Annotated in this window: 25 protein-coding genes and 1 pseudogene; 10 read left to right on the forward strand and 16 right to left on the reverse strand. The window is 63.7% G+C overall.

The genetic code is table 11. The features are described from left to right. Positions 1 to 185: 185 nt before the first annotated feature. The gene (locus tag ACOZJV_RS15865; protein WP_201129536.1) at positions 186 to 1,061 is read left to right on the forward strand and encodes an AraC family transcriptional regulator; all 876 of its coding nucleotides are present in this window, start codon (positions 186 to 188) and stop codon (positions 1,059 to 1,061) included. A 27-nt stretch (positions 1,062 to 1,088) separates the two neighbouring features. Here the strand turns inward: ACOZJV_RS15865 and ACOZJV_RS15870 are convergent, their stop codons facing one another. The 7 genes from ACOZJV_RS15870 to ACOZJV_RS15900 form a co-directional block, all read right to left on the reverse strand. Continuing rightward, on the reverse strand, positions 1,089 to 2,141 hold the full coding sequence (locus ACOZJV_RS15870; protein ID WP_421548016.1) for a YncE family protein: 1,053 nt from the start codon (positions 2,139 to 2,141) through the stop codon (positions 1,089 to 1,091). Continuing rightward, complete coding sequence (locus ACOZJV_RS15875; RefSeq protein ID WP_421548017.1) at positions 2,141 to 4,576, reverse strand: TonB-dependent siderophore receptor; 2,436 nt, start codon at positions 4,574 to 4,576, stop codon at positions 2,141 to 2,143. Before ACOZJV_RS15875 ends, ACOZJV_RS15870 begins: the two co-directional genes overlap by 1 nt. 166 nt (positions 4,577 to 4,742) lie before the next feature. Next, positions 4,743 to 5,732: a FecR family protein gene (locus tag ACOZJV_RS15880; protein ID WP_421548018.1), complete on the reverse strand. Its 990-nt coding sequence runs from the start codon at positions 5,730 to 5,732 to the stop codon at positions 4,743 to 4,745. Next, a complete protein-coding gene (locus ACOZJV_RS15885) occupies positions 5,729 to 6,307 on the reverse strand; it encodes an RNA polymerase sigma factor (RefSeq protein ID WP_078469893.1) in 579 nt (192 codons plus the stop codon). The genes ACOZJV_RS15880 and ACOZJV_RS15885 overlap by 4 nt, the downstream gene beginning before the upstream one ends. Before the next feature lie 12 nt (positions 6,308 to 6,319). Next, positions 6,320 to 6,646 carry a DUF3325 domain-containing protein gene (locus tag ACOZJV_RS15890; protein ID WP_078469892.1) on the reverse strand — a complete coding sequence of 109 codons (327 nt, stop codon included), beginning with the start codon at positions 6,644 to 6,646 and terminating at the stop codon, positions 6,320 to 6,322. After that, positions 6,647 to 8,221, reverse strand: a complete 1,575-nt coding sequence (locus ACOZJV_RS15895) for a PepSY-associated TM helix domain-containing protein (RefSeq protein ID WP_421548019.1) — start codon at positions 8,219 to 8,221, stop codon at positions 6,647 to 6,649. Next, entirely contained in the window at positions 8,218 to 8,523 is a 306-nt protein-coding gene (locus ACOZJV_RS15900; RefSeq protein WP_078469890.1) for a DUF3649 domain-containing protein, read from the reverse strand. Before ACOZJV_RS15900 ends, ACOZJV_RS15895 begins: the two co-directional genes overlap by 4 nt. Before the next feature lie 216 nt (positions 8,524 to 8,739). Here ACOZJV_RS15900 and ACOZJV_RS15905 point away from each other — a divergent pair, with 216 nt between their 5' ends. From ACOZJV_RS15905 to fecA, 3 genes are all read left to right on the forward strand, one after another. Continuing rightward, positions 8,740 to 9,228 (forward strand): sigma-70 family RNA polymerase sigma factor, encoded by a 489-nt coding sequence (locus ACOZJV_RS15905; RefSeq protein WP_201129526.1) that lies wholly within the window; start codon positions 8,740 to 8,742, stop codon positions 9,226 to 9,228. A 22-nt stretch (positions 9,229 to 9,250) separates the two neighbouring features. Then, positions 9,251 to 10,216: a FecR domain-containing protein gene (locus tag ACOZJV_RS15910; protein ID WP_421548020.1), complete on the forward strand. Its 966-nt coding sequence runs from the start codon at positions 9,251 to 9,253 to the stop codon at positions 10,214 to 10,216. A gap of 125 nt (positions 10,217 to 10,341) precedes the next feature. Beyond that, positions 10,342 to 12,699 carry a TonB-dependent Fe(3+) dicitrate receptor FecA gene (gene fecA / locus ACOZJV_RS15915; protein WP_421548021.1) on the forward strand — a complete coding sequence of 786 codons (2,358 nt, stop codon included), beginning with the start codon at positions 10,342 to 10,344 and terminating at the stop codon, positions 12,697 to 12,699. A gap of 84 nt (positions 12,700 to 12,783) precedes the next feature. On the opposite strand, the gene ACOZJV_RS15920 is transcribed toward fecA, so the two are convergent. After that, complete coding sequence (locus ACOZJV_RS15920; RefSeq protein ID WP_201129520.1) at positions 12,784 to 13,191, reverse strand: HPF/RaiA family ribosome-associated protein; 408 nt, start codon at positions 13,189 to 13,191, stop codon at positions 12,784 to 12,786. A gap of 212 nt (positions 13,192 to 13,403) precedes the next feature. Beyond that, positions 13,404 to 14,351, reverse strand: a complete 948-nt coding sequence (locus ACOZJV_RS15925; RefSeq protein ID WP_020298363.1) for a LysR substrate-binding domain-containing protein — start codon at positions 14,349 to 14,351, stop codon at positions 13,404 to 13,406. 135 nt (positions 14,352 to 14,486) lie between these two features. Here ACOZJV_RS15925 and ACOZJV_RS15930 point away from each other — a divergent pair, with 135 nt between their 5' ends. The 3 genes from ACOZJV_RS15930 to ACOZJV_RS15940 all read left to right on the forward strand — a co-directional run bounded on the left by ACOZJV_RS15930 (position 14,487) and on the right by ACOZJV_RS15940 (position 17,777). Next, complete coding sequence (locus ACOZJV_RS15930) at positions 14,487 to 15,863, forward strand: L-serine ammonia-lyase (RefSeq protein ID WP_421548022.1); 1,377 nt, start codon at positions 14,487 to 14,489, stop codon at positions 15,861 to 15,863. Between the two features lie 63 nt (positions 15,864 to 15,926). Beyond that, the gene (locus ACOZJV_RS15935; RefSeq protein WP_078469883.1) at positions 15,927 to 17,240 is read left to right on the forward strand and encodes a serine/threonine transporter; all 1,314 of its coding nucleotides are present in this window, start codon (positions 15,927 to 15,929) and stop codon (positions 17,238 to 17,240) included. A 219-nt stretch (positions 17,241 to 17,459) separates the two neighbouring features. Beyond that, positions 17,460 to 17,777 carry a DUF3509 domain-containing protein gene (locus ACOZJV_RS15940; RefSeq protein WP_020298360.1) on the forward strand — a complete coding sequence of 106 codons (318 nt, stop codon included), beginning with the start codon at positions 17,460 to 17,462 and terminating at the stop codon, positions 17,775 to 17,777. On the opposite strand, the gene ACOZJV_RS15945 is transcribed toward ACOZJV_RS15940, so the two are convergent. Then, entirely contained in the window at positions 17,774 to 18,274 is a 501-nt protein-coding gene (locus tag ACOZJV_RS15945; protein WP_020298359.1) for a phosphate-starvation-inducible protein PsiE, read from the reverse strand. The genes ACOZJV_RS15940 and ACOZJV_RS15945 overlap by 4 nt on opposite strands. A 295-nt stretch (positions 18,275 to 18,569) precedes the next feature. On the opposite strand from ACOZJV_RS15945, the pseudogene ACOZJV_RS15950 reads away from it, so the two are divergent. Beyond that, positions 18,570 to 18,824 (forward strand): annotated as a pseudogene (locus ACOZJV_RS15950) (YebG family protein); the annotation flags it as partial. 176 nt (positions 18,825 to 19,000) lie between these two features. On the opposite strand, the gene ACOZJV_RS15955 reads toward ACOZJV_RS15950, so the two are convergent. The 3 genes from ACOZJV_RS15955 to ACOZJV_RS15965 all read right to left on the reverse strand — a co-directional run bounded on the left by ACOZJV_RS15955 (position 19,001) and on the right by ACOZJV_RS15965 (position 20,807). Continuing rightward, entirely contained in the window at positions 19,001 to 19,426 is a 426-nt protein-coding gene (locus ACOZJV_RS15955) for a hypothetical protein (RefSeq protein ID WP_421548023.1), read from the reverse strand. Next, on the reverse strand, positions 19,423 to 19,677 hold the full coding sequence (locus tag ACOZJV_RS15960; RefSeq protein WP_421548024.1) for a hypothetical protein: 255 nt from the start codon (positions 19,675 to 19,677) through the stop codon (positions 19,423 to 19,425). The genes ACOZJV_RS15955 and ACOZJV_RS15960 overlap by 4 nt, the downstream gene beginning before the upstream one ends. Before the next feature lie 104 nt (positions 19,678 to 19,781). After that, positions 19,782 to 20,807 carry a Leu/Phe/Val dehydrogenase gene (locus ACOZJV_RS15965; RefSeq protein ID WP_020298355.1) on the reverse strand — a complete coding sequence of 342 codons (1,026 nt, stop codon included), beginning with the start codon at positions 20,805 to 20,807 and terminating at the stop codon, positions 19,782 to 19,784. 184 nt (positions 20,808 to 20,991) lie between these two features. Between ACOZJV_RS15965 and ACOZJV_RS15970 the strand changes: the two genes are divergently transcribed. Beyond that, entirely contained in the window at positions 20,992 to 21,795 is an 804-nt protein-coding gene (locus ACOZJV_RS15970; protein WP_020298354.1) for a SirB1 family protein, read from the forward strand. Between the two features lie 101 nt (positions 21,796 to 21,896). Next, on the forward strand, positions 21,897 to 22,718 hold the full coding sequence (locus ACOZJV_RS15975) for a class I SAM-dependent methyltransferase (protein WP_421548025.1): 822 nt from the start codon (positions 21,897 to 21,899) through the stop codon (positions 22,716 to 22,718). A 12-nt stretch (positions 22,719 to 22,730) separates the two neighbouring features. Here ACOZJV_RS15975 and ACOZJV_RS15980 read toward each other — a convergent pair whose 3' ends face one another. From ACOZJV_RS15980 to fahA, 3 genes are all read right to left on the reverse strand, one after another. After that, positions 22,731 to 24,089, reverse strand: coding sequence for an MFS transporter (locus ACOZJV_RS15980; RefSeq protein WP_421548026.1), 1,359 nt, complete (start codon positions 24,087 to 24,089; stop codon positions 22,731 to 22,733). Between the two features lie 143 nt (positions 24,090 to 24,232). After that, positions 24,233 to 24,871, reverse strand: a complete 639-nt coding sequence (gene maiA / locus ACOZJV_RS15985) for a maleylacetoacetate isomerase (RefSeq protein ID WP_421548027.1) — start codon at positions 24,869 to 24,871, stop codon at positions 24,233 to 24,235. Between the two features lie 12 nt (positions 24,872 to 24,883). Beyond that, positions 24,884 to 26,188 (reverse strand): fumarylacetoacetase, encoded by a 1,305-nt coding sequence (gene fahA, locus ACOZJV_RS15990; RefSeq protein WP_421548028.1) that lies wholly within the window; start codon positions 26,186 to 26,188, stop codon positions 24,884 to 24,886. Position 26,189: the final 1 nt, after the last annotated feature.

Consider the following 26,189-nt stretch of genomic DNA (forward strand, 5'->3'; position numbering starts at 1 on the left):
CCCATGCACCGCGCACGCTTGCATAAACTTGCGCTTTTGTCGGATCGGCAGCTGGCAGCGCCCTGTCTACGGAGTAGGATGCAAAGCCTTGAAGGCCGCGTCATCGCCCTCCCCCCGGGCCGTGCGCAGCCAACGGCAGCGGCTACAGGATCGTGGCGCACTCATTTTTCAACGACGTACAGACCATGCCCGCACTGGAAACCCTGCAAGTCTTCCAAGCCCTCAACCGCTCGCCCAATGCTCGCCTCGAGCACAGCGCCGAGCTCGGTGACGGCCTGGCTGCAGCCTTGTGGAGCAACCACCACGACGCCCAGGACTACGAGGCCCCCAGCCACCACACCCTGTCGTGCTACATCGCCGGCGGCACCGGGACCTTTCGCCGCGAGCAACCGGGCACCACGGGCGGGCCGGACAAACTGTGCATCCTCCCCGCCGAACATCAATCAGCCTGGGTGATCAACGGTGAAATCCGCCTGGCGCACCTGTATTTCAGCCCCGAACAATTCGCCCTGGGCTGCGTCACCCTGCTCGACCGCGAACCCCGCGAGCTGCAACTGCGCGAAAGCACCTTCCTCGATGACCCGCTTCAGGCCCGGCGCTTTCGCCGCCTGATCCAGCTCAACTGGGACGAACCCGCCGAACGCCTGCTGACCAGCAGCGTGGCCCACGAAATGCTCAGCCACGCGCTGCTCAACCAGGTCGGCCTGCGCCAGGGCCTGCGCTTGAAGGGCGGGCTGGCCGCGCACCAGCGCCGGCATCTGGTGGAGTACATCGACAGCCAGTTGGGCGAACCCATCAGCCTCGGGCAGTTGGCCGGGTTGTGCGCGTTGTCGGAATACCATTTTGCGCGGATGTTCCGCGCAAGCTTCGGCCTGCCGCCGCACCAGTATGTGCTGGCCCGGCGCCTGGCCCAGGCCCGGCATTTGCTGCGCAGTACCTCCCTGGCCCTGGGCGAAATTGCCCTGGCCTGCGGCTTCTCCAGCGCCAGCCATTTCACCAACCGCTTTCGCCAGACCCTGGGCGGCACGCCCGGAGAGTATCGCCAGGCCCTCGCCCGCTGAGCCAACTGAGCACGCCGCAGACCGGCCTCAGGGCGCCAGGGTCAGCACGCTGAAGGTATTGGCATGAAACAGCGGATCCGCCTTCGCCGGTGACGTTTGATCCAGCGGCTGGGTAAAGTCCATCGCCGCCAGGTACACCCGTTTGCTGCCCGGATCGAACGCCATGTTGTAGGCCATCGGCGTGGTGCTGACGCTGCTGCGCAGGCGGTAGTGATCGGCGTCCAGCTGGTCCACCAGGGTCAGGCTGGCGTCCACTCCGCTGGGGATCAGCAACAGGCGCTGCTGCGGGTCATACGCCAGCGCGTTGACGTCACGCCCAATTGGCAGGCTGGCCTTGAGCGTACCGCTGTCGCGGTCCACCACCAGCAACTGCGGCTGCTCACCGCGGCAGGCGATAAACAACCGGCCGCGCTCGGCGTCCTGGGCCAGGGAACTGGGCCGGCTGCATTGCGGGTAGCGCCAGGTGTCCAGCACCGCGAAGCTGCTGGTCGACAAGCGCGCCACCTGGCCTTCATCACGCATCGGCATGAAGAAGCTGCCATCGCCCTTGAGCAGCAACGGGTCGATCTTCTTCACCGCGAATTCATGGGCGGCGACGATGCGCTCCTGCCGGGGGTCGAACACGTACAGGGTCGAGCGGTCGGCGCGCCGGCCGCTGACGATGATCACCTGCCCGGTGCCGGGGTCGTACACCGCGCTGTTGAGGTTGCTGCGGGCCACCGCGATACGCTTCAGCGGCTTGAGGGTGGATAACTGCGCCACCCCCAGGCTGCCATCGGTGTTGAGCAGCAACAGGCGATCCAGCTCCGGCACCAGCACCACGCCATTGGCGCCTGCAGACTGCTCAAGGGTCTTCACTGGCCGTTGCTGGTCCACATCGAACACGCTCAGGCCGTTTTCCCGCCGCGCCAGGTACAGGTACGGCCGGCTTGGGTCCAGGGCGATAAAACCCCAGCTGGAGCCGGACCCGGGCAGCGTGACCCGATGCTCCCGGTGATAACCCCGATCGTCGCTAGCGGGCGCCGCCCAGGCGCCCGCGTTGAGGACCAGGGCCAGGCTCAACAGGTTCCAGGCCTTCATCAGAACTCCAGGGTGCTGGACAGCGACACTTGACGCGAATCGCCCATGGAGACAAAGAAGCGGCTCGCCGACGAGGTGTAGTAGGTCTTGTCGAACAGGTTCTTCACGTTGAGCTGGAACTTGACCTTCTGCCCTTCGACCTTGGTGTCGTAGGTGGCGAAGGCGTCGGCCACGGTGTAGGCCGGCAGGTCGAAGCTGTTGGGCGCATCGCCGGCCCGTTCGCCGACATAGCGCGCACCGGCGCCGACCCGCAGGCGGTCGCCGCCGATCAGGCTGCCGAAGTCATACACCGCCGACAGCGAACCGGTGTTCTTGGCCACGTTCTGCAAACGCTTGCCTTCGTATTGGGTGTCCTTGGTCACTTCGGCGTCGGTGTAGGCGTAGCTGCCGATCAGGCTCCATTGCTCGGTGAGCTGGCCGGTCAGGTCCATTTCCAGGCCGCGGGACTTCACTTCGCCAGCAACGCTGGTCACGGTGTCGGTGGCGGTCGCGGTGGTCACCAGCACGTTGCGCTTGGTGATATCAAACAGCGCCGCGCTGGCGGTGATGCGCCCCGGCAGGTCGAGCTTGGCCCCCAGCTCCCAGGACTTGCCTTCCTCCGGCTCGATGCTGCCATCGAGCACCACATTGCCGCCGCCCAGAGGCGCAATGCTGGAGTTGGGCTTGAAGGATTCGGTGTAGCTGCCATAGAACGACAGCGCGTCGGTGTAGCGGTACACCAGGCCGGCGCGCGGCACCCACTTCTGACCGTTGGTGTCGGTGTTGGCGTGGAACGGACGGCCCCGCCCCGCGTACTGGTCGTACTCCTGGAAGCGCGCACCGCCCACCAGAATCCACTGGTCGGTGAGGTGGATCGAGTCCTGGAAGAACAGCGAATCGGTGCGCAGCAGATCGGTCTGGTCGCTGTCGGCGGCGCGCACGGCAGTACCCGCCACTTGCTGGCCATACACCGGGTTGAGGTAGTTGAAGGTCGACGCGGTGCCGCGAATCAGGTCGGCGCGGTAAATCTTGCGGTACTCATCGTCCAGGCCGAACACCAGGTCGTGCTGCATCCCGGCCAGCTCGGTCTTGCCTTGCAGGGTGGCGGTGGCATAACGGTCGGTGGTCAGGGCGCCCTGGGTGCCGTCCATGGTGCGGGTCAGGGTGCCGTTGCTATTGACGGCCGTCAGGCGCACCTGGCTGGCGTCGTAGGTTTCGCGGTTCCAGCTGTAGCCGAAATGCGCCTTCCAGTTGTCGTTGAGGTCATGGTCGACCTCAAATCGATACAGGTCCGAGCGCCCTTCCAGGTTGTTGAACGGTTCGTCGAGGCGGCGGGTCGCCGGAATGTCCAGTGGGTGGTTGGTCCTGGGGTCTATCGCGGTGCCACGGTCGAACGGGGTCAGGAACTCGCGGTGCTCGTAGGCCAGCAGCACTTTGGTGTCTTCGCCGTACCAGGCCAGGGACGGCGCCACCAGCGTCTCGCGGTGGGTGCCGAAGTTGCGCCAGTAGTCTTCATCCTCGTGGTCGACAATCATCCGATAGGCCAGCCCGGAGTCCCCCAGGGCGCCGGTGCTGTCGAGGCTGCCACCGCTGCCGTTCTTGCCCGAGCCATAGCTGGAGCCGCGTACGGTCACGGCGTTGTACTGCTCGAGCTGGGGCTTTTTGCTGACAATATTGACCACGCCGCCCGGGTCCTGAATGCCGTAGAGCAGGGACGCCGGGCCCTTGAGCACCTCGACCCGCTCGGCGGTGGCATTCAGGGCGCGCCCCTGCATCACCGGCATGCTGTCGCGCATGATCGAGCCGTTACGGTTGTCGCCAAACCCGCGGATCATCACCGCATCCAGGGTGCCGCCCAGGGTGTTGCTCTGGGTGATGCCGCTGATATTGGTCAGGGCATCGTCCAGGTTGCGCGGCGCCTGGTCGCGCATGGCCTGGGCCGGCACCACGTTGATGATCTGCGGGATCTCCTGGTTCAGGGCCTGGGAGCGGGCGATCGAGGTGGTAGCCGGTGGCTGGTAGCTGGTGCTGTCGGCCGCGACCACGGAGGTGATGGTGGTCGCCCCCAGGTTCAGCGCACCGGCGGTAGGCTGCGGTTCCAGGGCCAGGGTGTGGGCGTCGGTGCGACGGAAGCTCAGCCCGGAGTTGCCCAGCAGGCGCTGCATGGCCTGCTCGGCGCTCAATGAACCGCTGACGGCCGGGGCCTGGATGCCATAGGGGGCCTCATCGGTGTACACCACGCTGATCCCGGTGACCCGGCTGAAATCGCTCAGGGCCTGGGGCAGCGGCTTGGCGGCGATGGCGAAATTGAACACTGCACTGTGTTGCGCGCTGCCGGCATCGGCCGCCAGGGCAACGCTCAACGGCAGCATGGCCAAGCCCGAAACCGCCAGCGCCGACGCGCCGAACCACCCTTTAACCGAACCGCTTGCCGCCATGTGTGCCCTGGACTTCATGCTCGAGACCTGTGTGTAGAACCGCTACGGATGCGAATGACTCGCACTTTCAAGCACTACACGAATGCCGCCCGGGTTTACCTCAGCAAAAAAATGAAAATATTTTCGAACCGGTGCGTTTGGGCTATGAACGCCCTTCATCTACCTGACACCCAACGACCCGGCATCAACGCAGGATAATCACGCGGCCCAGCAACTGGTGCTGTTGAAAGCCAAGCACGCCTTGCAGGGAGTCGAGCACCGCCTGCGGGTCCTGGCTGGGGAAGTTGCCGCTGACTCGGCGGGCGCCCAGTTCATCGTTGAGCAGCAGGATCCGTCCCGGGTAATAGCGCCCCAGGTCCTTGATCACCTCGGCCAGGGGTTGCTTGTAGAAGTTCAGCCAACCCTGGCGCCAGGCCAGGTGCGCCTCACTGTCGACACCATGCAGCGCCTGGCTGACGCCATCGGCATACGCCAACTGCTGGCCCGCGCCCAGCACCTCCTGGTTCGCGCCCGGTTGCGGGGTCACGCCCACGCGTCCGGAGAGCACGGTCACCTGGGCCCCAGCCGGTTGCAGCCGCACTTCGAACTGGGTGCCCAGCACCTGCACCCGGCCGCTGTCGGCCTCGACCACAAACGGCTGACCGGTGTGGGTCACACTGAAAAAACCGGCCCCCCGGCGCAGTTGCACATGGCGCTCGCCCTGGGTGAAGTCCACGGCAATCGCGCTGTCGGCATCCAGGGTCACCTGGGACTGATCGGCCAGGGTCACGGTGCGCACCTGCCCGGGGGCCGAGACATAGTCGGCACCAAAATCGTCGACCCAGCGCTGTGGCTGCCAGCCGCCCCCAATGCTGATCGTCAGCAGCAAACAAGCGGCCATCGCCAACCCGGCAGCCCAACGGCGCCGCGAACGGCCCTGGGCCCGATCCATCTCCCGCAAGTAACCCTGCAGGGCAAATTCATCTTCCCGAGCCAGGGTCCGCGCCGGCACTTCGCTGAGTTCCCACAGCACCTGGGCCTGGGCATAGGCTTCGATATGCGCCGGATCAGCCTGCAGCCATTGGCTGAATGTGGCCTGATCGCCACTGCTGGGCTGGTCATGCAACAGGCTGAACCAGGCCAGGGCAGCCTGCTCCTGGGCCGGCGTCGGGGTGACGCGAGCAATACTGTTCACGGTGCTTTCCCTGGCGTTCGCGTGGTCGAGGGTTCCCGCAGGCTGGCCTTGCAGGCTTCGAGGGCGCGCATCATATGTTTTTCCACGGCGCTTTGGGACAAACCCATGGCCTTGGCGATTTGTGCGTACTTGCGGCCATGGATGCGGTTGAGCAAAAAGATCTGCCGCGTACGCTCCGGCAGGCTGCGCAGCGCCGCCTCGACATGGCGCAGATCATTGCCCGCCTCCAGCGCCGCTTGCGGCTCGGCGCTGTAGTGATCCTGCTGCTCCGGCAGCCAGCTTTCATTGACCCGGACCCGCGCCCCCTCGCTGCGCAAATGGTCGATAGCAATGTTGCCGGCGCACCGCAGCAGGTAGGTGCTGAGCTCTTCGACCTGCACCAGCGGCCGGCGCCAGAAGCGCAGGAACAAATCCTGCACCAGGTCGGCCGCCGTCGCCCGGCAACCTACGCGACGGCTGACCAAGGCCTCCATCTGCGGGCGCTGGGACAAAAACACCTGCAGAAAATGCGCACGACTGCCCGAGGCTTCCGGGCGGTCGGGGTCAGGGTGTTCCGGAGGGGGACTGATGATCATCGGCCGGTCCGCTTAAAGCTGCGCAACAGCGGCGAGCGGGCTGGCCAGCAAGCCCAGGGCGGCCAGCCACAAGGCCAGGCGCGGGCGATAGGGCAACAGCAGCACCAGCAGCAAGGCACTGAGCATCAACACTGCGCACCACTGCACCAACCCCAGGCCCCAACCGGCAGCGGCCACCGCCGCCCACAACGACAGCCCCAGCAGCGACCAGCCGCCCAGCCTCAAACCCTGGCGGCGCCCTGCCGAGGCCTTGCGCCCCAGCAGGTCGCTGTGATGACGATCCATCGACAGGCACAAGGCGGCAAACCCGGCGTAGCACAGCAGCACGGCGAGCAGCATTCAGTTCACCTCGTTCTTGAGCGTCAGCGGCCGTGGCCGTTCGGCTCGCGGCTTTGGGCTGGGCTTGGAGTGGGACGAGCGCTGCATTTTCCAGGCGGCCCAGGCCAGGAATACACCGCTGCCCAGGCAGGTCAGGTCGAACCCGGCGAGCATCCAGTCACTGCCAGCCAGGCCGGCGGGCGCGGTCAACAGGTCGAGCAGCGGCACCGCGGCAAACAGCAGCGCGGCCAGGCCCAATTGCTCGACCCAGGCCCGCCGCCCACGGCGCACGGCGGCATGCACCAGGCTCAAGCCCCAGACCATGAAGAAGCTATTGACCTCCCAGTCCGCCCGTTCGGCAAAACCTGCCGGCAACAGGCGATTGGCCCAGAAAAACGCCGCGACCGCCAACACCAGGCCCGACATGCTGGCGATATTCAGCACCTCCACCAGCCGCAGCTCAATCGGCATGACTCCACTCTTGGCGTGCTTCAGTTGGCGCTTGCCGAGCCAGATCACCAGCCCGGTGCCGATCATCGCCGTACCGGCCAGACCGCAGATAAAGTACAGCCAGCGCAACACCGGCCCGGCAAACACCCCCATGTGCAGCCCATAGAAACTGCCGGCGATGGCCGTCGGCAAAGACTGTTCGGGAGATACCCTGAGCAGTTCGCCGGTCACGCCGTTGAACGAGATCACGCTGCCAAAGTCGTGCACCACCCGATCGGCACTGTGGCGGAACACATTCACCGACGCGTTTTCATCCCCGGGATTGTTCACCGCGATCCGCCCAATGTGCCCGCCCGACCACTGCTGCCGCGCCTGCTCCACCATCGGCCCCATAGGCATCAGCACCCCCGGTTTGCCCGAGGCCGGCGCATTGTTGGTGCCTGGAAACGCCTCATTGAAAAACGCCCGGGTGTCACCGTTATAAGCCGTGAGAATGCTGGCCGGCATGACCATGGTCATAAAGATCACCAGGCTGCTGTAGGTGATCATCAGGTGAAACGGCAACACCAGGACACCCACCGCGTTATGCCCGTCGAGCCATGAGCGCTGGCCCTTGCGCGGGCGGAAGGTGAAGAAGTCCTTGAAGATTTTCTTGTGGGTGATGATCCCGCTGATCAAGGCGACGAACATCACCATCGCCGCGCTGGTCGCCAGCCAGCGACCCCAGGGGTGGGGCATTTGCAGCTGGAAGTGGAAGCGGTAGAAAAACTCGCCGCCTCGGGTATCCCGGGCCTGGATTTCGCTGCCGGTGGCCGGATCGAGGAGTTTTTCCGTGAAGGCGCCGCGCTCGCCGGGCTTGACCGGGCCCTGCCACATCACCGACAGCGCCGGTTCACGGGCATCCGGCAGGTTGATGAACCAGCGCCCGGCGCCACTGGCATGTTGCTGCAGGTAGCCTTGGGCCAGGGCCAGGCTGCTGTCGGTGCTGACTGCCCGGGCCAGGACTTCCGGTTGCATCCAGTGGCTGATTTCCGCCTTGAAATACGACAGGGTCCCGGTGAAGAAAATCGCAAACAGCAGCCAGCCAAACACCAACCCGCTCCAGGTGTGCAGCCAGGCCATGGACTGACGAAAACCCTCTTTCATGGGCGCGCCATCCAGTAGGCCAGGCCGGCGATCAGCGCCAGCACCAGGCAGGCGCCCGCGACCCCGGCCCAGGCCCGCCAGGCGCTGCGACAGGCGAAACACCAGAGCACCGCCAGCAGGTAGAACACAAACGAGGCCGTCATCCCGCTGACCGTCGCATCGATCCGGGGCATGGGTAACAGCAAGGTCAGGCAGACACTGCCCAACGCCGCCAGCAGGTAACCGCCGAGCACCGCCGCCAGCACTCGCGAGGCCACGGCCAGGCGATAGGAAACGGGAGTCGCGCCAACTTTGCTTTTCATGTTCCGCCCTGGAAACGTTAAAAAACCTGCACCGCACAGCTCCGGGGCAAGCTTAAAGAGCGGCAATATTAATGATAAATATTCTCATACGCAAAAAGTGCCGATAAACCGATGCCTCGCCGTCGGTCCGCACTGATTGCCGAATGCCATATCTCGCCCCTACAATGCGAACAATTCTTGTTCTCTTAAGCATCTGTATGCTGCCGGAGCGTTCGCTTGGCCCACGCCTCAACCCTCGAAGTGCTCTATCACGCGCATCACAACTGGCTCAACGGCTGGTTGCGGCGCCGCCTTGGCTGCCCCCACAACGCCGCCGACCTGGCACAAGACACCTTCATGCGGGTGCTGACGGCCCGTGAAACGCCGCAGATCAACGAACCCCGGGCGTTCCTCACTACTATCGCCAAGCGCGTGCTGTGCAACCACTACCGGCGCCAGGACCTGGAACGCGCCTACTACGAAACCCTGGCGCAGATGCCGGAGCTGGTGGCGCCCTCCGAGGAAGACCGGGCAATCATCCTGCAAACCCTGGTTGAACTCGACGAGTTGCTCGACGGCTTGCCACGTCCGGTCAAGCGCGCCTTTCTGCTGGCCCAGGTCGACGGCCTGAGCTACGGCGAAATTGCCCAGGCGCTGGGCATTTCCATCGCCACAGTCAAACGTCACTTGAACAAGGCCGCCCTGCGCTGCTATTTCGCCCTGTGAATCACTCAATGCCCTCCCCCTTATGAACAACCCTTTCAATGGTGCGCCGGGCTTCTCGACCCAGGTCGCCGAGCAGGCCGTGCACTGGCTGATCGAAATCCAGAGCGGTGCCCTCAGTCCGCGCCAGCAGCAGGCCTGGCAGCAATGGCACGATGCCCACAGCGAACATCAGCGGGCCTGGGAGCATATTCAGCGGGTCAACCAGCGGCTGCGTGGCATGGGTTCGCCCCTGGCCCATGCCGCGCTCAATGCGCCAAAGTCCTCCAGCCGGCGCCAGGCTCTCAAGCTGCTACTGATTCTTGGAGCCGGTTCTGCCGTGGCCTGGGGCCTGCGCGAGCACAACCCGCTGCCGCCGCTGCTGGCCGACTACCGCAGCCCGCTGGGCCAGCGGCGCAAGCTGACCCTGGACGATGGCAGCCTGCTGCAACTCAATACCAACAGCGCGGTGGACCTGCACTTCGACGGTCAGCAGCGGCTGATCCGCCTGCTCGAAGGCGAAATCATGCTCAGCAGCGCCGACGACAACCGCCCGCTGCGGGTGCAGACCGCCGAAGGCCTGGTGCAGGCCGAGGGCGCGCGCCTGAACCTGCGCCAGTTCAAACAGCGCAGCCACTTGGCGGTGTTCAGCGGTCGGGTCAGCCTGAGCCCGACCGCCTTCAACGGCGCCCCCCTGCTGGTGCCGCCGGCGCGGCAACTGAGCTTCAGCGCCCAGGCCTGGGACACCCCGACGGCGCTGGACGCCAACAGCGGGGCCTGGAGCGAAGGGATGCTGGTGGCGGCCCATATGCGCCTGGCGGATTTTCTCGATGAACTGGGCCGTTATCGACGGGGCCAGCTCAATTGCGATCCCAGCGTCGCCGACCTGCTGCTCTCGGGCAGTTATCCACTGGACGACAGCGAACGGATTCTCGAGCTGCTGGAAATCAGCCTGCCGGTCAAAGTGCGCCGCTTCACCCGCTATTGGGTCACGGTCCAGGCCCGCGCTTGAGGCCGCGGCGACACATCGATGGTTAACGACGGATATTTTTTTGCTGGCGGCTGAGCCGTTTTGCACAGCTCGAGTGACAGACAAGGAAAGCCACCTTGATTCCCCCCTTCTCTGGACAGTCAGCCATGCCCCAGCACACCCCTCGCCTTACCCCACTAGCCCGCACGCTACGCAACTGGATGCTGGGCGCCAGCCTGAGTTTCGGCGCCCTGCCCATGGCCCATGCGGACGCCGCCCAGGCCAAGGCTTATCACATTGCCCCCGCGTCCCTGGAAAGTGCGCTCAACCAGTTCGGCCGTGAAGCCGGGGTGCTGATTTCCTTTGGCTCACAGGTCACCAACGGCGTGCAGAGCCCCGGCCTGGACGGCCACTACAGCACCGAACAAGGCTTGAAGCTGCTGCTCGACGGCACCGGCCTGCAAGCCCGGGCCGAAGGCAACAACGCCTACAGCCTGCAACCGCTGAGCAACGACAACACCCCGGCGCCCCTGGAGCTGGGGGCGTCGAGCGTGGTCGGGGACTGGCTGGGCGATGCGGCGCAGAGCAACGTGTTCGAGCATCCCGGCGCTCGGGACGTGATCCGCCGTGAAGAATTCGAACGCCAGGGCGCGACCCAGGCCCGGGATGTGCTCAACCGCATTCCCGGGGTCAACGCACCGGAAAACAACGGCACCGGCAGCCACGACATGGCGCTGAACTTCGGTATCCGTGGGCTCAATCCGCGCCTGGCATCGCGCTCGACGGTGTTGATGGATGGGATCCCGGTACCGTTCGCACCCTATGGCCAGCCGCAGCTGTCGTTCGCTCCCATCAGCATGGGCAACATGGACGCCGTGGACGTGGTGCGCGGCGGCGGCGCGGTGCGCTACGGGCCGCAGAACGTCGGCGGGATCGTCAACTTCGTGACCCGGGCGATTCCCGATGAACCCACGCTCAAGGGCGGGGTGCAGACCGAGACCAGTCCGTCGTCCAGCCATGACGGCTTCAAGACCACCGGCAACCTGCTGGCCGGCGGCACCGCCGACAATGGCCTGGGCGGCGCGCTGCTGTACTCCGGCACCCGCGGCGGCGACTGGCGCGAACACAGCGACACGCAGATCGACGACCTGATTCTCAAGGGCAAGTATCAACTCGACGAGGCCAACAGCTTCAACGCCATGGCTCAGTACTACGAGGGCCAGGCCGATATGCCAGGCGGCTTGAGCACTGCGGCGTACAAGGCTGATCCGTATCAGTCGACCCGGCCGTTCGACAAATTCTGGGGCCGGCGCACGATGTTCAATGTCGGCTACCGCTACCAGGAAGATCGCCGGGAATTCACCGTCAACAGCTTCTTCACCAAGACCCTGCGCAGTGGCTATCTGGATCAGCGCACCGTTATTTCACTGTCGCCACGCGAGTACTGGGTGCGCGGGCTGGAAAGCCGTTTCGCCCAAGGTTTCGACCTCGGCCCCACCAGCCACGAACTGGGCCTGGGCTACCGCTACATCAACGAAGCGGGCCACGAACAGCGCTTCATCACACCGATTGCCGCCCAGCAGTTGCCCACCACGGCTGATGCCAGGGACCGCAACACCCGGGGCAGCACCGAAGCCCATGCGATTTTCCTCGACGATCGCATCGATATCGGCAAATGGACCATCACCCCTGGCATTCGCTACGAGATGATCGAGTCGGAGCAGACCGACAAGCGCCTCAATGCCCAGTACAAGGGCGACTACAACACCGCGTTGCCGGCATTGAACGTGCTCTATCACCTCAACGACAGCTGGAACCTGTACGCCAACACCGAAGGTTCATTCGGCAGCGTGCAATACAGCCAGATGCGCAACCGCGTCGACAAAGGCGCGATCAAGCCGGAAAAAGCCCGAACCTGGGAATTGGGCACCCGCTATGAGAACGGCGGCCTGCGCGCCGAAGTCGGGGCGTTCCTGATCAATTTCGACAACCAATATGAAAGCAACCAGACCAACGACACCGTGATCGCCCGCGGTGAAACCCGCCATCAGGGGATCGAGAGCAGCATCAACTATGCCCTCGACGGCCTGAGCCCGGCCCTGACCGGCTTCGACCTGTACGCGACCTATGCCTATGTCGACGCCACCATCCGCGAGGACGGGCCGAACAAGGGCAATCGCGTACCGTTTTCATCCCGGCATAAAGGCACCCTGGGCCTGGGCTACACCCAAGGTGCATGGAAGCTCAACCTCGACAGCAGTTACCAGAGCAGCCAATTCGCCGACAACGCCAATACCTCGGCGGAAAACGCCATGGGCAACGTCGGCAATATCCCGGGCTACATGCTGTTCAGCAGTCGCGCAGCCTACGATTTCGGTCCGCAGCTGTCTGACCTGAACGTGGCGGTGGGGGTGAAAAACATCCTCAACCACCAGTACTTCACCCGCTCCTTCGACGACAACAACATGGGCAAATACGTCGGCGAACCACGCACCCTGTACGTGCAGACTTCGGTCGCCTTCTGATCGCCGACAACCTTTGCCATTCGTGCCCACAAAACAAAACGGGCCTGCAAATGCAGGCCCGTTGGTGGGGGACTTTCTCAGGCGTCAGCTATTGAGTGCAGCCTGTTCGTTTTCCAGAAATTCTTCTTCAAGCAGTGCGTCGGCCTCGCCGCTATCGGCTGTAGGCGTGGCGGCAGCGCGTTTGCTGCGCAACTTGCCGAACATGTGCTCCAGGGCGCTTTCGAGCTTGATGGCAGCTCCGTCGATCGCCTGCTCCAGTGTGTCGGCCTTGTGCGTTACAGAAATCGGTTGATGGCCTTTTGGCCGCGCCTCCAGTTGGCAGCGCAAATCGTGGGGACCGGGCTTGTCGCCGTTCTCGTCCCGCAGGTGAACCACAACCCGGGTCAAATCTTCTTCGTAGCGTTCCAGGGTGCTCTCAACAGTATTTTTTACCCACTCCTCCAGACGGATGCTGCTTTGAATATGGTTATCGCTATGGACTTGGATTTGCATAGTTCTTCCCTTATTTCAGCTAGCTCGCGAGAGACCCGGTAACACCTTGCGGTGTCGTTTTCGTGGCCTCTTGTTTACTAGAGTTGGGCAGAGCGGCGAACAATTCAACCCCCAAAAAAAGATAAATATTCATTCGCAAATAAACCCGGACAAGCAGCAAAAGCGCTGTTAATGTCGGGAGTTGGGTCGCCCTCGTACTCTGTCATCTTTGCTCATAATTGCCCCTCGCCCAGCGGGTGCATGCCGCGAAAAATCTCCGCTTCCTCCACCAGCCAGTCATGCACCGCACGCACGCCTGGGTGGCTCAGCGCACCCGGTGCATACATCAATACATAACGTTTGTGGTTGGGCACGGCGAGGCCGAACGGCACGATCAAGGTGCCACGCTCCAGCTCATCGTTGAGCAAGGTTCGCCGGGCGATGGCCACGCCCATCCCGGCAATGGCCGCCTCGATCGTCAGATGATTGCGGTTGAAGGTGTGCCCGCGCCGCACGTCCGCGCCTTCGAAACCGATGGCATTCAGATAGAACTCCCACTCCGCATACTCATAGCTGCCACGCCAGGCGGTGATGTCGTGCAGCAACGGAAAGTGCACCAGGTCCGCCGGCCCATGCAGCGGCGGACGCCCACGCAGCAGGCTCGGGGCACAGACCGGAAAGATCTGCTCGTCCAGCAGGGCTGTGGATAACAACCCCGGGTAACTGCCGTCGTTGAGGTCGATGGCCAGGTCAAAGTCGCCCTCGTGCAGGGCCACGCTGCTGTCTTCCGCAACCAGCCGCAACTGGATATCCGGAAAACGCTGCTGCAAGCGCGGCAGGCGCGGTGTCAGCCATTTGCCGAGAAAAGACGGGATCGAACGCAAGCGCAGGATTCCGCTGATCATCCCCGCATCCAACCGCCGCAGTTCGGCGTCGATGCTGCCGTAGGCCTCGTTCACCGTGACCGCCAGGCGCTGGCCTTCGGCGCTCAACTCCACGCCACGGGCACGGCGATGAAACAGGCGAAAACCCAGGCGCTCCTCCAACTGCCGGATCTGCTGGCTGACCGCCCCTGGGGTGATATGCAACTCCTCCGCGCAGCGGGTGAACGACAAGTGCCGTGCGGCACAGGAAAACACATGCAGCCAGACATAAGTCTGGGCATGAAACTGACGGCTCATCGTTTAGTCCTGCTAAAGGCTGTCTTAGGAAGTTTCGTTGGTCAGTGCTGACCGAGGCAGGCAGTATCGCCGACATTGCGCTCGGCCTACAAAAAATGGCAGCGATTCCTCCTCCATTGCTTGTAAGGCTTTAGCATGGCTATCAGTGTTTTCGATCTCTTCAAAGTCGGCATCGGCCCTTCCAGCTCCCACACCGTGGGCCCGATGCGCGCCGCCGCGACCTTCGCCCAATCGCTGTTCGACCAGGGCCTGCACGCCCAGGTACAACGGGTCGAAATCCGCCTGTACGGCTCGCTTTCCGCCACCGGTGTCGGACATGCCACTGACCGTGCCAGCGTCATGGGGCTGATGGGCGAATGGCCCGACAGCATCGACCCGAGCAGCATCGGCCCACGCATCCAGCACCTGCGCGAATCAGGCGAACTCAGCCTGGGCGGCCGCTCCACCATCGCCTTCGACTGGCACCGTGACTTGCTGCTGCTCGACGAAAGCCTGCCCTACCACCCGAACGCCATGGCCCTGACCGCCTTTGATGCCAACGGCCCGCTGTGGGAGCAGACCTACTACTCGGTCGGTGGCGGATTTATCGTCGAAGCCGCCGAAGTCGCCGCCGGCGCCGCCGCGGGCCACAGCGTCGAACTGCCTTACGACTTCAACAGCGCCGCCCAGTTGCTGGCGCTGTGCAAGCAGCACGGCCTGAGCGTTGGCGAGCTGATGATGGCCAACGAACGAGCCTGGCGCAGCGAGGCCGAGATCCGCAGCGGCCTGCTGCATATCTGGTCGGTGATGCGCGAGTGTGTCGAGCAGGGCCTGCGCCACGAAGGCACCCTGCCCGGCGGCCTAGACGTGCCACGGCGCGCGGCCAAATTGCACCGCAGCCTGCTGGAAATCGGCAAGCCGAATGTCATCAGCTCAACCTTGTCGGCCATGGAGTGGGTCAACCTGTTCGCCCTCGCGGTGAACGAGGAAAACGCCGCCGGCGGGCGCATGGTCACCGCCCCGACCAACGGCGCTGCAGGGATCATTCCGGCGGTGCTGCATTACTACATGAAGTTCAACGCCGACGCCTGCGAGGACGACGTCATCAACTTTTTCCTCGGCGCGGCAGCGGTGGGCATCCTCTGCAAGAAAAACGCCTCGATCTCCGGCGCCGAAGTCGGCTGCCAGGGTGAGGTTGGCTCCGCCTGCGCCATGGCCGCCGCCGGCCTGGCACAAATCCTCGGCGCGACCCCGGAGCAGCTGGAAAACGCCGCCGAAATCGGCCTGGAGCACAACCTCGGCCTGACCTGCGACCCGGTCGGCGGCCTGGTGCAGGTGCCCTGCATCGAGCGCAACGCAATCGCCGCGGTCAAGGCGATCAACGCCACGCAAATGGCCCTGCGCGGGGATGGCAAACACTTTATTTCCCTGGACCGAGTGATCCGCACCATGCGCGATACCGGCGCCGATATGCATGACAAATACAAAGAAACTTCACGGGGCGGCCTGGCCGTGAGTTGGGTCGAATGCTGAGGAGCATGGCCTGACTGTCCGCCCCACGTGAGCCCGAGCAAAAATAATAACGAGGCGATACCGATGACCGATGCACGAACACCTGCTGCCGAAAATCCCGCTGCACCACCCGTTTCCACGGCGACCACCCGCGACACCACCACCCGCAAGGGCTGGAGCAAGCACGACACCACCTGGATGCTCGGCCTGTACGGCACCGCCATCGGTGCCGGCACCCTGTTTTTGCCGATCAACGCCGGCGTCGGCGGCTTCTGGCCGCTGATCGTGCTGGCGTTGCTGGCGTTTCCGATGACCTTCTTTGCCCATCGCGGGCTGACCCGTTTCGTGCTCTCGGGGCGCTCCGGTGACATCACTGAAGTGGTGGAGGAACACTTCGGAGTAGGCGCGGGCAAGCTGATCACCCTGCTGTACTTCTTCGCCATCTTCCCGATTCTGTTGATGTACAGCGTGGCGCTGACCAACACCCTCACCAACTTCCTGGAACACCAGCTGCACATTGCCCCGCCGCCCCGGGCGGTTTTGTCCCTGGCACTGATCCTCGGCCTGATGGCCATCGTGCGATGCGGACAGGGCGTGATCGTCAAAGCCATGAGCGTGCTGGTCTACCCCTTTGTCGCCGCCTTGCTGCTGCTGGCGCTGAGCCTGATCCCGAACTGGAACGGCGCCTTCCTCGCCTCGGCCAGCGAAAGCATGCCGCTGTCGCTGTTCTTCAAGACCCTGTGGCTGGCGATCCCGGTGATGGTGTTTTCCTTCAACCACTCGCCGATCATTTCCGCGTTCGCGGTCGATCAGAAGCGTCAGTACGGTGCCCAGGCCGAACCCAGAAGCAGCGCGATCCTGGCCATGTCCCACGCGATGATGGTGCTGACGGTGATGTTCTTCTGCTTCAGCTGCGTATTGGCCCTGTCACCGGCCGACCTGGTGGCGGCCAAGGCGCAGAACATCTCGATCCTGTCGTACCTGGCCAATCACTTCCAGACCCCGGTCATCGCCTACGCCGCGCCCCTGATCGCCCTGGTGGCAATCACCAAGTCCTTCCTCGGCCACTACCTGGGTGCCAGCGAAGGCTTCCAGGGCCTGATCGTGAAAAGCCTGCGCAGCCGTGGCCGGGTGATTTCCGCGAGCTGGCTGGAGCGCCTGACTGCGCTGTTCATGATCGTCACCTGCTGGGCTGTGGCCACCCTCAACCCGAGCATCCTGCGCCTGATCGAAACCATGGGCGGTCCGGTGATCGCCTGCCTGTTGTTCCTGATGCCGATGTACGCGATCCGGCGCGTGCCTTCACTGCGCCAGTATTCAGGCCGGCTGTCGAATGTGTTCGTGGTGCTGATCGGCCTGATCGCACTGTCAGCGATCATTTATTCGGTCGTGCCCTGAAACGGGCGTCGATAAAAAAAGCGGACCTCATGGTCCGCTTTTTTATGCCTGCGTTTACTGGGTTTCGTGGTTAGCGGCATGCCCCTTGCTTTGTCAGCCCTTGAGGAATACGGACGTTATCAAACCTCAGCGAACGGCCTGCCAGTGGTCTGGTATCGCGAACTAATCTCGATCACTGCCGGTCAATGACTGCACGATCCAATCAAGCGGTGACGCATCATGGATAACCCATTTCAACTGATTACCGACACCTTCACCCCGGAGTACCAGGTCAACCTGAGCATCCAGGGCCTGGACGGCAGCATCATGCTGACCCTGTCCAAGGCCGGGCGGGTGGTGGCCAAGCGCATGATCAGCGCCCATCAGCGCAATGATCCGCAACGCCTCAAGCGCCTGGTGCAAAGCATCCAGTTCGGCATCGCCATCGAGCAGGGCCACAGCGCCATGGCGATCCTTGAAGCCATGACCAACAGCGACAGCCTGAAGCTGCCGCCACCGGCCGGCAGCGGCCCTTCACCCTTGGGCATGGTGGTTTAAAGTTCGCCCTTCTCCACTTCCGGATGCTCGCTGGAGCCCGCGCCGAGCTTGCGCTGCGGGTTCTCGATCTTCACCGAAGGGAACTGCGAGGAGGCGTAGCGCACCACCAGGATCGCGAAGGCCAGCAGCAGAATCCCGCCGCACAGGTAAATGATCCCCACGTCCGGCGGGTTGTGGTGCGAGACGTTGGAGATCAGCAGCCGGGTCAGGGCGGTGATCGCCACGTAGATCAGGAAGCGCACCGGCATGTGGTTGGTCTTGAAGTAGATCCCGACCATAGCGCCCAGCTCGAGATAGATGAACAGCAGCAGAATGTCGTCGATCTTGATATGACCCGCCTCGATCATCTGCAGGAACTCCATCACCGCGGCCCAGGCGGTCACGGCACCGATGGCGAACAGCGCCAGGTAATGGAACGACTCGACAAACAGATTGCCCAGGGACTCGGCCAGTTGATGAACGTTCTGCCGCAGGTTCTCGGCCCAATTGATTTTCACGATGGTTTTTCCTTAGGTCGCTTCGACCGGATGATGCGGGTTGGACGTGACGGTTGTTCTGCATGCAGAAAAAAGGCCAGAGGCGCGTCAGTAAGATGATGGCGGCGTGATATGAGGCACGTTCAACTTTTTATCGAACCCGAACCGGCCACGGAATTGTCCCGCGACAAAACAAAAATCCCGGCTACATTAAAAAGCCACTATCCAAGGGACAGAGATTCGCCTATCCTTTGACCTGTATATAAATACAGTAGTCGCAAAAGACCAATTATCGTGAAGGCATGTGAGGTGGTAAATGGCCGTCGAAGTGGTATACCGCAGCAGCCGAGATCTGGAGCGCTTGTTCATGGATAAAGCCGAAGCTGATCGTCATGACAAAATGCTCGAACTGGCTGAATTGCTCGCCGAAGTGCTGCAAAAAGCCGTGCCGTCGCTGAGCGAGCAGCAAGTGGAAGAAGCCGGGATCTACATGGCGAAAAACCGCGATGTGTTCGCCAAGGCATTCAAGAGCCAGCCGGACGCCCTGTCCGAGTTGCTCAGCGCTCCCGCTCCCGTAGTGGAGACTGTCGAAGCGGAGCAGCCCGCTGAAGTCGAAGCGCCGACCAAGCCGGCGAAAGCGGCCAAGGCTGCGAAATAAGCGTCACCCGAATTGAATAAGCCCTGTGCCCCTGGCACAGGGCTTTTTTCATGCATGGGGCAGAGCCACGGCCTCTTTGCAGCGGTCCATCAGGCTGAGATCGTCTCTTTCATACCAGGTACATCAATCCCATTGCGACGCAGCATGAACCTGATGTTTCGCACAAAGCTGGCAGGCAAGTCCGTTGAGTCTCCATACAGATCGACAATTCCGACTTCGACCGCGCTATCGACAATGCTGGAGAACGCCTCGATATCTTGAGACGACATCAAGGCGACAAGCTCCTTCGGCAAATCATCGCCCCGACCATTCAATGCCAGTAACGCCCCCGCCCTCTCCCACGCCAGTAGATGATCGTGTTCCGGATAAGCATTGAGGTGTTTCAGCAAGTCATCGATGGACGGGTGAGCCAGCCCCTTGCCCGTGCAGTAGGCCGCCAGGCACCCGGCAGCATAGAGCTGCAAGTCCCTGACAGAGCACCCGGTCAACGCCCGATCCGTATCTGCTTCTGTCATTGCGCGACGTCCCACACCCTGCACCCTGCCGAGCAGTACCCGGATGCTATATCCATGGCTTCCAGGATGCGATCTTCAACGTCTTCAGGCGCTGCAAGCCTGATGAATTGCAGATGGTTGTACACCGCCTGCGCTGTAAAACCCTTGTCCCGGTACTGCACCAGAACAGCACGTATCGCCTCAATGTCCGCGCCGCCGCGCAATCGAGACGCCAACTGCTGATCCAGCCCAGTGTCCAGCGCTTCAAGCATCGTCGAATACATTCCGTGTCAGTTGAGCAGTCGGGGGTTGGGCTCACGCCTGCAACCGTTGCGGGCGCTGATGTTACAGCGAGCACGCGCAACGGTTAAGACGCCTATGCCTGGCGATACAACGCCCGCTCCGCCAACTCATCCGCCACCCGGGCCGGGGAGCGTTTTTCGGCCTGGGCGTGGGCGAAGACTTCGGTCAACCGCGAGCTGATTTTCGAGAGATGGGCGGTGATGGTCGACAACTCTTCACCGCGGTGCTTGAGCGAGACATAGATCAGCCCACCGGCATTGATCACGTAGTCCGGTGCGTAGAGGATGCCGCGGCGCTCCAGTTGATCGGCCACCTGCAGGTTGGTCAGTTGGTTGTTGGCCGAACCTGCCACCGCCGAACAGCGCAATTGCGCCACGCTGTGGCTGGTGAGCACGGCGCCCAGGCCGCACGGCGCGAGGATGTCGCACGGGGTGCTGAGCAGCGCATCGTTGGCAATCGGGTGGGCGCCCAGTTGCTCCATGGCCAGTTGCACCTTGCCCGGGTCGATGTCGCTGACCAGCAACTCGGCCCCGGCGGCGTGCAACTGCTCGGCAAGGGCGAAGCCGACATTGCCCAGGCCCTGGATCGCCACGCGCAGGCCTTCCAGGTTGTCACTGCCCAGGCGCGCCATGGCCGTGCTGCGTATCCCGGCGAACACGCCAAGGGCGGCATAGGACGAAGGGTCGCCGGCGGCACTGGTGCTGGTGACGTGCTGGGTCTGTTGCGCGATGCAATCCATGTCGGCCACCGAGGTGCCGCTGTCGATGGCGGTGATGTAGCGCCCGTCGAGCTGCTCGATACAGCGACCGAAGGCTTCGAACAGCGCGGCGCGACTTTCCACATGGGGCGGACGAATGATCACCGCCTGGCCGCCGCCCTGGGGCAGCCCGGCCAGTGAGGCCTTGTAGCTCATGCCCTGGGCCAGGCGCGCAGCATCCGCCACGGCACTTTCATCGTCGGGGTAGGCAAGGTAACGACAGCCGCCCAGCGCGGGCCCCAGGCGGCTGCAATGAATGGCAATCACCGCCTTCAATCCGGTGACCGGATCAACGCTCAGGTGCAGCGATTCAAGGCGAGTGCTTTGCATGAGAGCGAACATCGTCGGGCTCCCCGAATCACTTCTTGTAGACGCCAGTATAGGCTTGCGCCTGGAATTTGCTGGAGCGCTCGGGAATAAGCCCAAGGCCTATGCGGGCTTTAGGAAATAACCTGCTACGGCGTGTGTGCAGTACTGGACGAACGAGCGTCAGCGGGCTAAAACGAGGCATCCGTCGGAGATCGAGATGAACCCGCGCCAAGCTTTTTTCGCCTGCCTGCACCGCTCCCCGCCCGCACTCTTCGAAGCGGCGCTGTGGATTGCCGCCGAGCACGACACCGCTGTCGCCCCCGAAGACCTGCTGCACGACTTCAAGGATTTGCAACAGCGGATCAGCTCGGGCTTGCCCATGCTGCCGGTCAGCGAACTGGGCCAGCCTTTGTTGCGGCGCATGAATGACCTGGGCTTCCAGCAGGACGAAGCCACACCGCTGCGCGCCCAGGCGGCCTTGCTGGACAAGGTCTTGCAACGTCGGCGCGGGCAGCCCCTGGCCCTGGGGCTGATTGCCCTGGAGCTGGCGCGGCGCCTGGAAATCCCCCTGGTGGGGGTCAACTTCCCCGGGCATTTCCTGTTGCGCGTGCCCGGCGCCGACCACCTGCTGGACCCTTGTGGCGGCCGACGCCTGTACCCCGCCGACTGCCGTGAACTGCTGCAACGCCAGTACGGCAACAACATCAAGCTCGTCGCCGAACACATGCTCACCGCGCAGCCGGTGCAGATTCTCCAGCGCCTGTCGCGCAACCTGCGCCAGTTGCACTTGGCCAACGATGATAACCTCGGCGCCCTGATCGATGCCGAGCGGGTGCTGGAACTGGGCAACGCCAGCGCCGCCGACTACCTGGCCCGCGCCAGTCTCTACCAGCGCCTGGACTGCCCGAACGCCGAACGCTTCGACCTGGAGCACGCCCTACTGCTCAGCGAGGACCCGATCCAGCGCCTGCGCCTGACCGAACGCCTGGGCCACTTGCCGCCCAATACCATCGTGCATTGAGCCTGCCGCTGCTCCCGCCTGGCATCGCCCGCCGCCACCCGCCCGAACCTGCCAGCATTTGAGCGATCACGCTCCTGGCCCTGACTCATGGATGACCCTTGATGCACGCACTGTCCGATACCGAGCTGTTCCTGCAGGATTTTCACCAGCGCCGCCCCGGCACCACCAGCGTCGCCTTCGCTCCCCTGAACATTGCCGGACGCGGCTCTTCCTACGCGGTACTGGCCTCGACCGTGAAATGCACAGCGCTGGCGCAGACGGTGCTGGATATCGCCTGTGGCGATGGTTACCTGCTGCAACTGCTGGCCGAACAGGACCCGGAGCTGGCGCTGATCGGCGTCGACATGAGCCACAGCGAACTCGCAGCCGCGCGCCAGCGCCTGGGGACGCGCGGACAACTGCTGCACGAACGCGCCCAGGCCCTGTCACTGCCTGCGGCCAGCGTCGACGTGGCGCTGTCGCACCTGGCCTTGATGTTGATGGATGACCTGCAACAGGTACTCGACGAGACTCACCGGGTGCTGCGCCCGGGCGGACAATTCGCGGCGATTGTCGGCCGGGGGTTTCTCCTGGGGGAAATCGGCGAGCTCTACCTGCAGGCCTTTCGCAGCGTGGCCCGGGAGCACGCCCTGCCTGCCTTGCCCATGGGCGATCCGCGCACCCGTTCGGAAGCGGGCTGGCGCGAGCTGCTCGGCGCCCGCTTCAGTGGCATCGAGTTCGACGAGCTGGACGTGGAGTGGGCCCCACACTTCGACGAACTCTGGACCGCGCTCAACGACACCTATGACCTGGATCGGCTATCAGCCGCCGGCCAGGCGTTGTTGAAGCAACGCCTGGAAACCTCGGTCACTGCGCTGCAACGCGCAGATGGCACAATCGCCACCGGCTGGGGCCTGCGCCTGATCCGCGCGACAGCGGCCTGACCTGCCCTGCAATCAACGGGTCGCGGCCTGGGGCTGGTCCGCTGGCGTCGGCGAAACGTCCAGCGGCGAACGCACCTGGATAATCAGCAGCGCCGCGATCACTGCCGGAATCGCGCAGAAGAAGAAAATCTGCTGCACCGGCACATGCATCGCCAGCAGCATGCTGCCGAACAGCGGCCCGAGAATCGAGCCGAAGCGACCGACGCCCAGGGCCCAGCCGGTGCCCGTGGCCCGCACATGGGCCGGGTAGAAGTTACTGGCGAAGGCGTTGAGGGTCAGTTGCCCGCCGATGATGCAAAACCCGGCGGCGAACACAAAAGCCACCAGATAACGCGGGCTGTCGTGGTTGAGGCCCAGCAGAATGGTGCAGACCGCAGCCGCAGCCAGGACGCCCGAGAGCAGGCGCACCTTGCGCTTCAGACGGTCGGCGAACCAGGCCATGCAGATGGCGCCGAGGGTGCCGGCGAACAGGAACATCGATGTCACCAGGTTCGCCTGATTGAGGCCCAGCCCGCTTTCCAGCAACAGCGAAGGCAACCAGCTGATCATGAAATACAGCAGGATCAGGCTGACGAAAAACGTCGACCAGATCAGCAGGGTCGGCCGCGCATAGCCGTGGCGGAACAGTTCGATCACCGTCAGTTGGCTGCCCTGCTCCTGCGCGTTCTGCTCGGCCGATGCGGCCGGTGGCGTCCAGTCGGGCAGCATTCGCGCACTGACTTTACGCAGGCGCGCATAGGGCGGCGCGTCACGCAGCAGGCGTGGCAGGGATTCGGGCAGGCACCAGGCGAGAAACGGAAACAGCAGCAAGGGCGTGACGCCGCCGGCCAGGAACACCGCCTCCCAGCCGAAGCGATCAATAAACCCGGCCGCGACAAAACCACCCGCCGCACCACCAAAGGAAAACCCGCAGGCGGCCAAGGTCACCATCAGGGTGCGCAGGCGCGGCGGCGAATAATCGGACATCAGCGCCATGGCACTGGGCATCGCTCCTCCCATGCCGATGCCGCAGATAAAGCGCGCTGCCATCAGGGTGTTCAGGGAGTTGGCGAAGATCATCAACACCGTGAGGCTGGCGTAGATCAGTACGCAGCAGAGCAGAATCCGCCGCACACCAAAACGGTCCGCCAAGGGCGTCACGGCCAGCGAGCCCAGGGTCAGGCCCAACAGGTTGGCGCTGAACACCGGGCCGAAGGCGGCTTTTTCCAGGCCCCAGTCCCGGGCCAGGGCCGGCACCACGTACCCCAGAACCTGAGCGTCATAGCCGTCGGTGACCAACAGCAACGCCAATAGCAGCAAGAGTAACCACTGATAACGCGACACCGGACGGGCGTCGAGCGCCGCCCGAAAGCTGGCAATCTGATTGTGCATCGCAAGGTACCTGTTCTGTTTTTTTCGTTATGTACAGCAGGGTTGCAGGTGGGGATGGAGCAGGCTCCGTTGCGGAGCCCTTGAAACCTTGAGTGACCCAGAGGTCTGCCGCCCCCAGGTCTGGCTGGGGGCGTGCAGGCGCCTCAGGCCGGGGTGTCGGGCTGGTTGGCGGGGTGCGCCGCGCGGAATGCCGGGTGCTCTGCGGCCAGCGCCGCAACCCGGAGAATCCGTGGGTAGGCCGCCAGCGACACCTTGAAGCGCTCGGCGGCATACAACTGTGGAATCAGGAACACATCGGCCAGCCCCGGCTGCTCGCCAAAGCAATAGCCGTGATCGCCGATCAGTTGCTCCACAGCCGCCAGGCCCTGGCTGATCCAGTGCTCGATCCACACCTGCAACTGCGCGTCCTCGTGGCCCCATTCACGCAACAGGTTCTGGGTGCTGGAGTTGTGCAGCGGGTGGATGTCGCAGGCAATCATCGCCGCCACCGCACGCTCATGGGCACGGGTTGCCAGCTCCCGGGACAGCAGCGGCACCTGTGGATAACGTTCGTCGAGGAATTCGACGATCGCCAGTGACTGGACCAGCACCTCACCGTCATCGGTGCGCAGCGCCGGCACCCGCCCCTGGGGGTTGATCGCCAGGTACTGCGGCTGACGGTTGGCGCCGCCCTTGGGCACCAGCAAATTGACCGGGATGGCCTGGAAGTCCAGGCCCTTGAGCCCCAGGGCAATGCGCACCCGATACGACGCCGTCGAACGGTAATAGGTATAGAGCTCCATGGCGCACACCTCTTAGCGGGCCGGCAGGACGGTGCCCCGGCATTCGCCGAAGCCGATGGAGGCGAAACCTTCACGCCGGCAACGCCCGCGCAGGATGATTTCGTCGCCATCTTCGAGGAACTTGCGCACCTCGCCGCTGGGCAACTCGATGGGCTTTTTGCCGCCCTCGGTGATTTCCAGCAGGCTGCCGAACTGGCCGTTTTCCGGGCCGGACAAGGTCCCCGAACCGAACAGGTCGCCGGCCTGCAACTGGCAGCCGTTGACGCTGTGGTGCGCGACCATCTGCGCCACGGTCCAGTACATGTACCCGGTGTTGCTCAAGGTCAGGCGGTGGGCCGGCAGGCCCTGCTCGCGCATGGCGGCGGTGGTCAGCAGCACCTCGAGTTCGATATCGAAGCCACCCGCAGCCTGGTCCCGGGCATCGAGCAGGTACGGCAGCGGCTGTGGATCACCCTCGGGACGCGCGGGTTGAGCGCGACGGAATGGCTCCAGGGCTTCGGCCGTCACCACCCAGGGCGAGATGCTGGTGATAAAGCTTTTCGACAGGAACGGGCCCAGGGGCTGGTATTCCCAGGCCTGGATATCCCGCGCCGACCAGTCGTTGAGCAGGCAGAAGCCGGCGATATGCTCGGCGGCATCGGCGATGGCGATGCAGTCCCCCATCGGGTTGCCCTGGCCAATCCAGATTCCCAGTTCCAGCTCGTAGTCGAGCCGCGCACACGGGCCGAAATTCGGCTCGGTCTGGCCGGCAGGCAGGGTCTGCCCCTTGGGCCGGCGAACCTCGGCGCCCGAGGGGCGGATGGTCGACGCGCGCCCGTGGTAGCCGATGGGCACGTATTTGTAGTTGGGCAGCAGCGGGTTGTCGGGGCGGAACAGCTTGCCGACGTTTTGCGCGTGTTCGATACCGACATAAAAGTCGGTGTAGTCGTTGATCTTCGCCGGCAGGTGCATCTGGCAGTCGGCCGCCAGGGACAACAGCTTGGCGCCCTGGGCCTGGATCTTGCCATGCAGGGTGCTGCCTTCGCCCAGCAGTTCCAGCAGGCGTTCGCGCAGGGCCACCCGTGGGCCACGCCCCAGTTCGAAGAAGGCATTCAACTGCCCGCCACGTGCGGCCTCGACGGCGCTGCGGGCGGCGCCTTCAAGCAGGCCCGCCTCCAGCGCGGCTTCCAGATCGAATATGTGCTCGCCGATTGCCACGCCAAAGCGCGGTGCCGAACCGTTGCGACTGAAAACGCCCAGGGGCAGGTTCTGCAAAGGGAAATCGGCATGCCCGTTGGCGGAGGCAACCCAACTGCGGGTGATGGTTGGCTGGCTCATG

The organism is Pseudomonas sp. QD4 (assembly GCF_049199125.1).
Classification (GTDB): domain Bacteria; phylum Pseudomonadota; class Gammaproteobacteria; order Pseudomonadales; family Pseudomonadaceae; genus Aquipseudomonas.

Bases quoted from the DNA above. Each gene is read 5' to 3' on its own strand.
- ACOZJV_RS15920 (WP_201129520.1), bottom strand. From the start codon at position 13,191: ATGCAAATCCAAGTCCATAGCGATAACCATATTCAAAGCAGCATCCGT.
- fahA (WP_421548028.1), bottom strand. From the start codon at position 26,188: ATGAGCCAGCCAACCATCACCCGCAGTTGGGTTGCCTCCGCCAACGGG.
- ACOZJV_RS15960 (WP_421548024.1), bottom strand. From the start codon at position 19,677: ATGCTTGAAGCGCTGGACACTGGGCTGGATCAGCAGTTGGCGTCTCGA.
- ACOZJV_RS15980 (WP_421548026.1), bottom strand. From the start codon at position 24,089: ATGCACAATCAGATTGCCAGCTTTCGGGCGGCGCTCGACGCCCGTCCG.
- ACOZJV_RS15865 (WP_201129536.1), top strand. From the start codon at position 186: ATGCCCGCACTGGAAACCCTGCAAGTCTTCCAAGCCCTCAACCGCTCG.
- ACOZJV_RS15910 (WP_421548020.1), top strand. From the start codon at position 9,251: ATGAACAACCCTTTCAATGGTGCGCCGGGCTTCTCGACCCAGGTCGCC.
- ACOZJV_RS15965 (WP_020298355.1), bottom strand. From the start codon at position 20,807: ATGTTCGCTCTCATGCAAAGCACTCGCCTTGAATCGCTGCACCTGAGC.
- ACOZJV_RS15885 (WP_078469893.1), bottom strand. From the start codon at position 6,307: ATGATCATCAGTCCCCCTCCGGAACACCCTGACCCCGACCGCCCGGAA.
- ACOZJV_RS15870 (WP_421548016.1), bottom strand. From the start codon at position 2,141: ATGAAGGCCTGGAACCTGTTGAGCCTGGCCCTGGTCCTCAACGCGGGC.
- ACOZJV_RS15975 (WP_421548025.1), top strand. From the start codon at position 21,897: ATGCACGCACTGTCCGATACCGAGCTGTTCCTGCAGGATTTTCACCAG.
- ACOZJV_RS15925 (WP_020298363.1), bottom strand. From the start codon at position 14,351: ATGAGCCGTCAGTTTCATGCCCAGACTTATGTCTGGCTGCATGTGTTT.
- maiA (WP_421548027.1), bottom strand. From the start codon at position 24,871: ATGGAGCTCTATACCTATTACCGTTCGACGGCGTCGTATCGGGTGCGC.
- ACOZJV_RS15890 (WP_078469892.1), bottom strand. From the start codon at position 6,646: ATGCTGCTCGCCGTGCTGCTGTGCTACGCCGGGTTTGCCGCCTTGTGC.
- ACOZJV_RS15875 (WP_421548017.1), bottom strand. From the start codon at position 4,576: ATGAAGTCCAGGGCACACATGGCGGCAAGCGGTTCGGTTAAAGGGTGG.
- ACOZJV_RS15955 (WP_421548023.1), bottom strand. From the start codon at position 19,426: ATGACAGAAGCAGATACGGATCGGGCGTTGACCGGGTGCTCTGTCAGG.
- ACOZJV_RS15930 (WP_421548022.1), top strand. From the start codon at position 14,487: ATGGCTATCAGTGTTTTCGATCTCTTCAAAGTCGGCATCGGCCCTTCC.
- ACOZJV_RS15895 (WP_421548019.1), bottom strand. From the start codon at position 8,221: ATGAAAGAGGGTTTTCGTCAGTCCATGGCCTGGCTGCACACCTGGAGC.
- ACOZJV_RS15940 (WP_020298360.1), top strand. From the start codon at position 17,460: ATGGATAACCCATTTCAACTGATTACCGACACCTTCACCCCGGAGTAC.
- fecA (WP_421548021.1), top strand. From the start codon at position 10,342: ATGCCCCAGCACACCCCTCGCCTTACCCCACTAGCCCGCACGCTACGC.
- ACOZJV_RS15900 (WP_078469890.1), bottom strand. From the start codon at position 8,523: ATGAAAAGCAAAGTTGGCGCGACTCCCGTTTCCTATCGCCTGGCCGTG.
- ACOZJV_RS15970 (WP_020298354.1), top strand. From the start codon at position 20,992: ATGAACCCGCGCCAAGCTTTTTTCGCCTGCCTGCACCGCTCCCCGCCC.
- ACOZJV_RS15935 (WP_078469883.1), top strand. From the start codon at position 15,927: ATGACCGATGCACGAACACCTGCTGCCGAAAATCCCGCTGCACCACCC.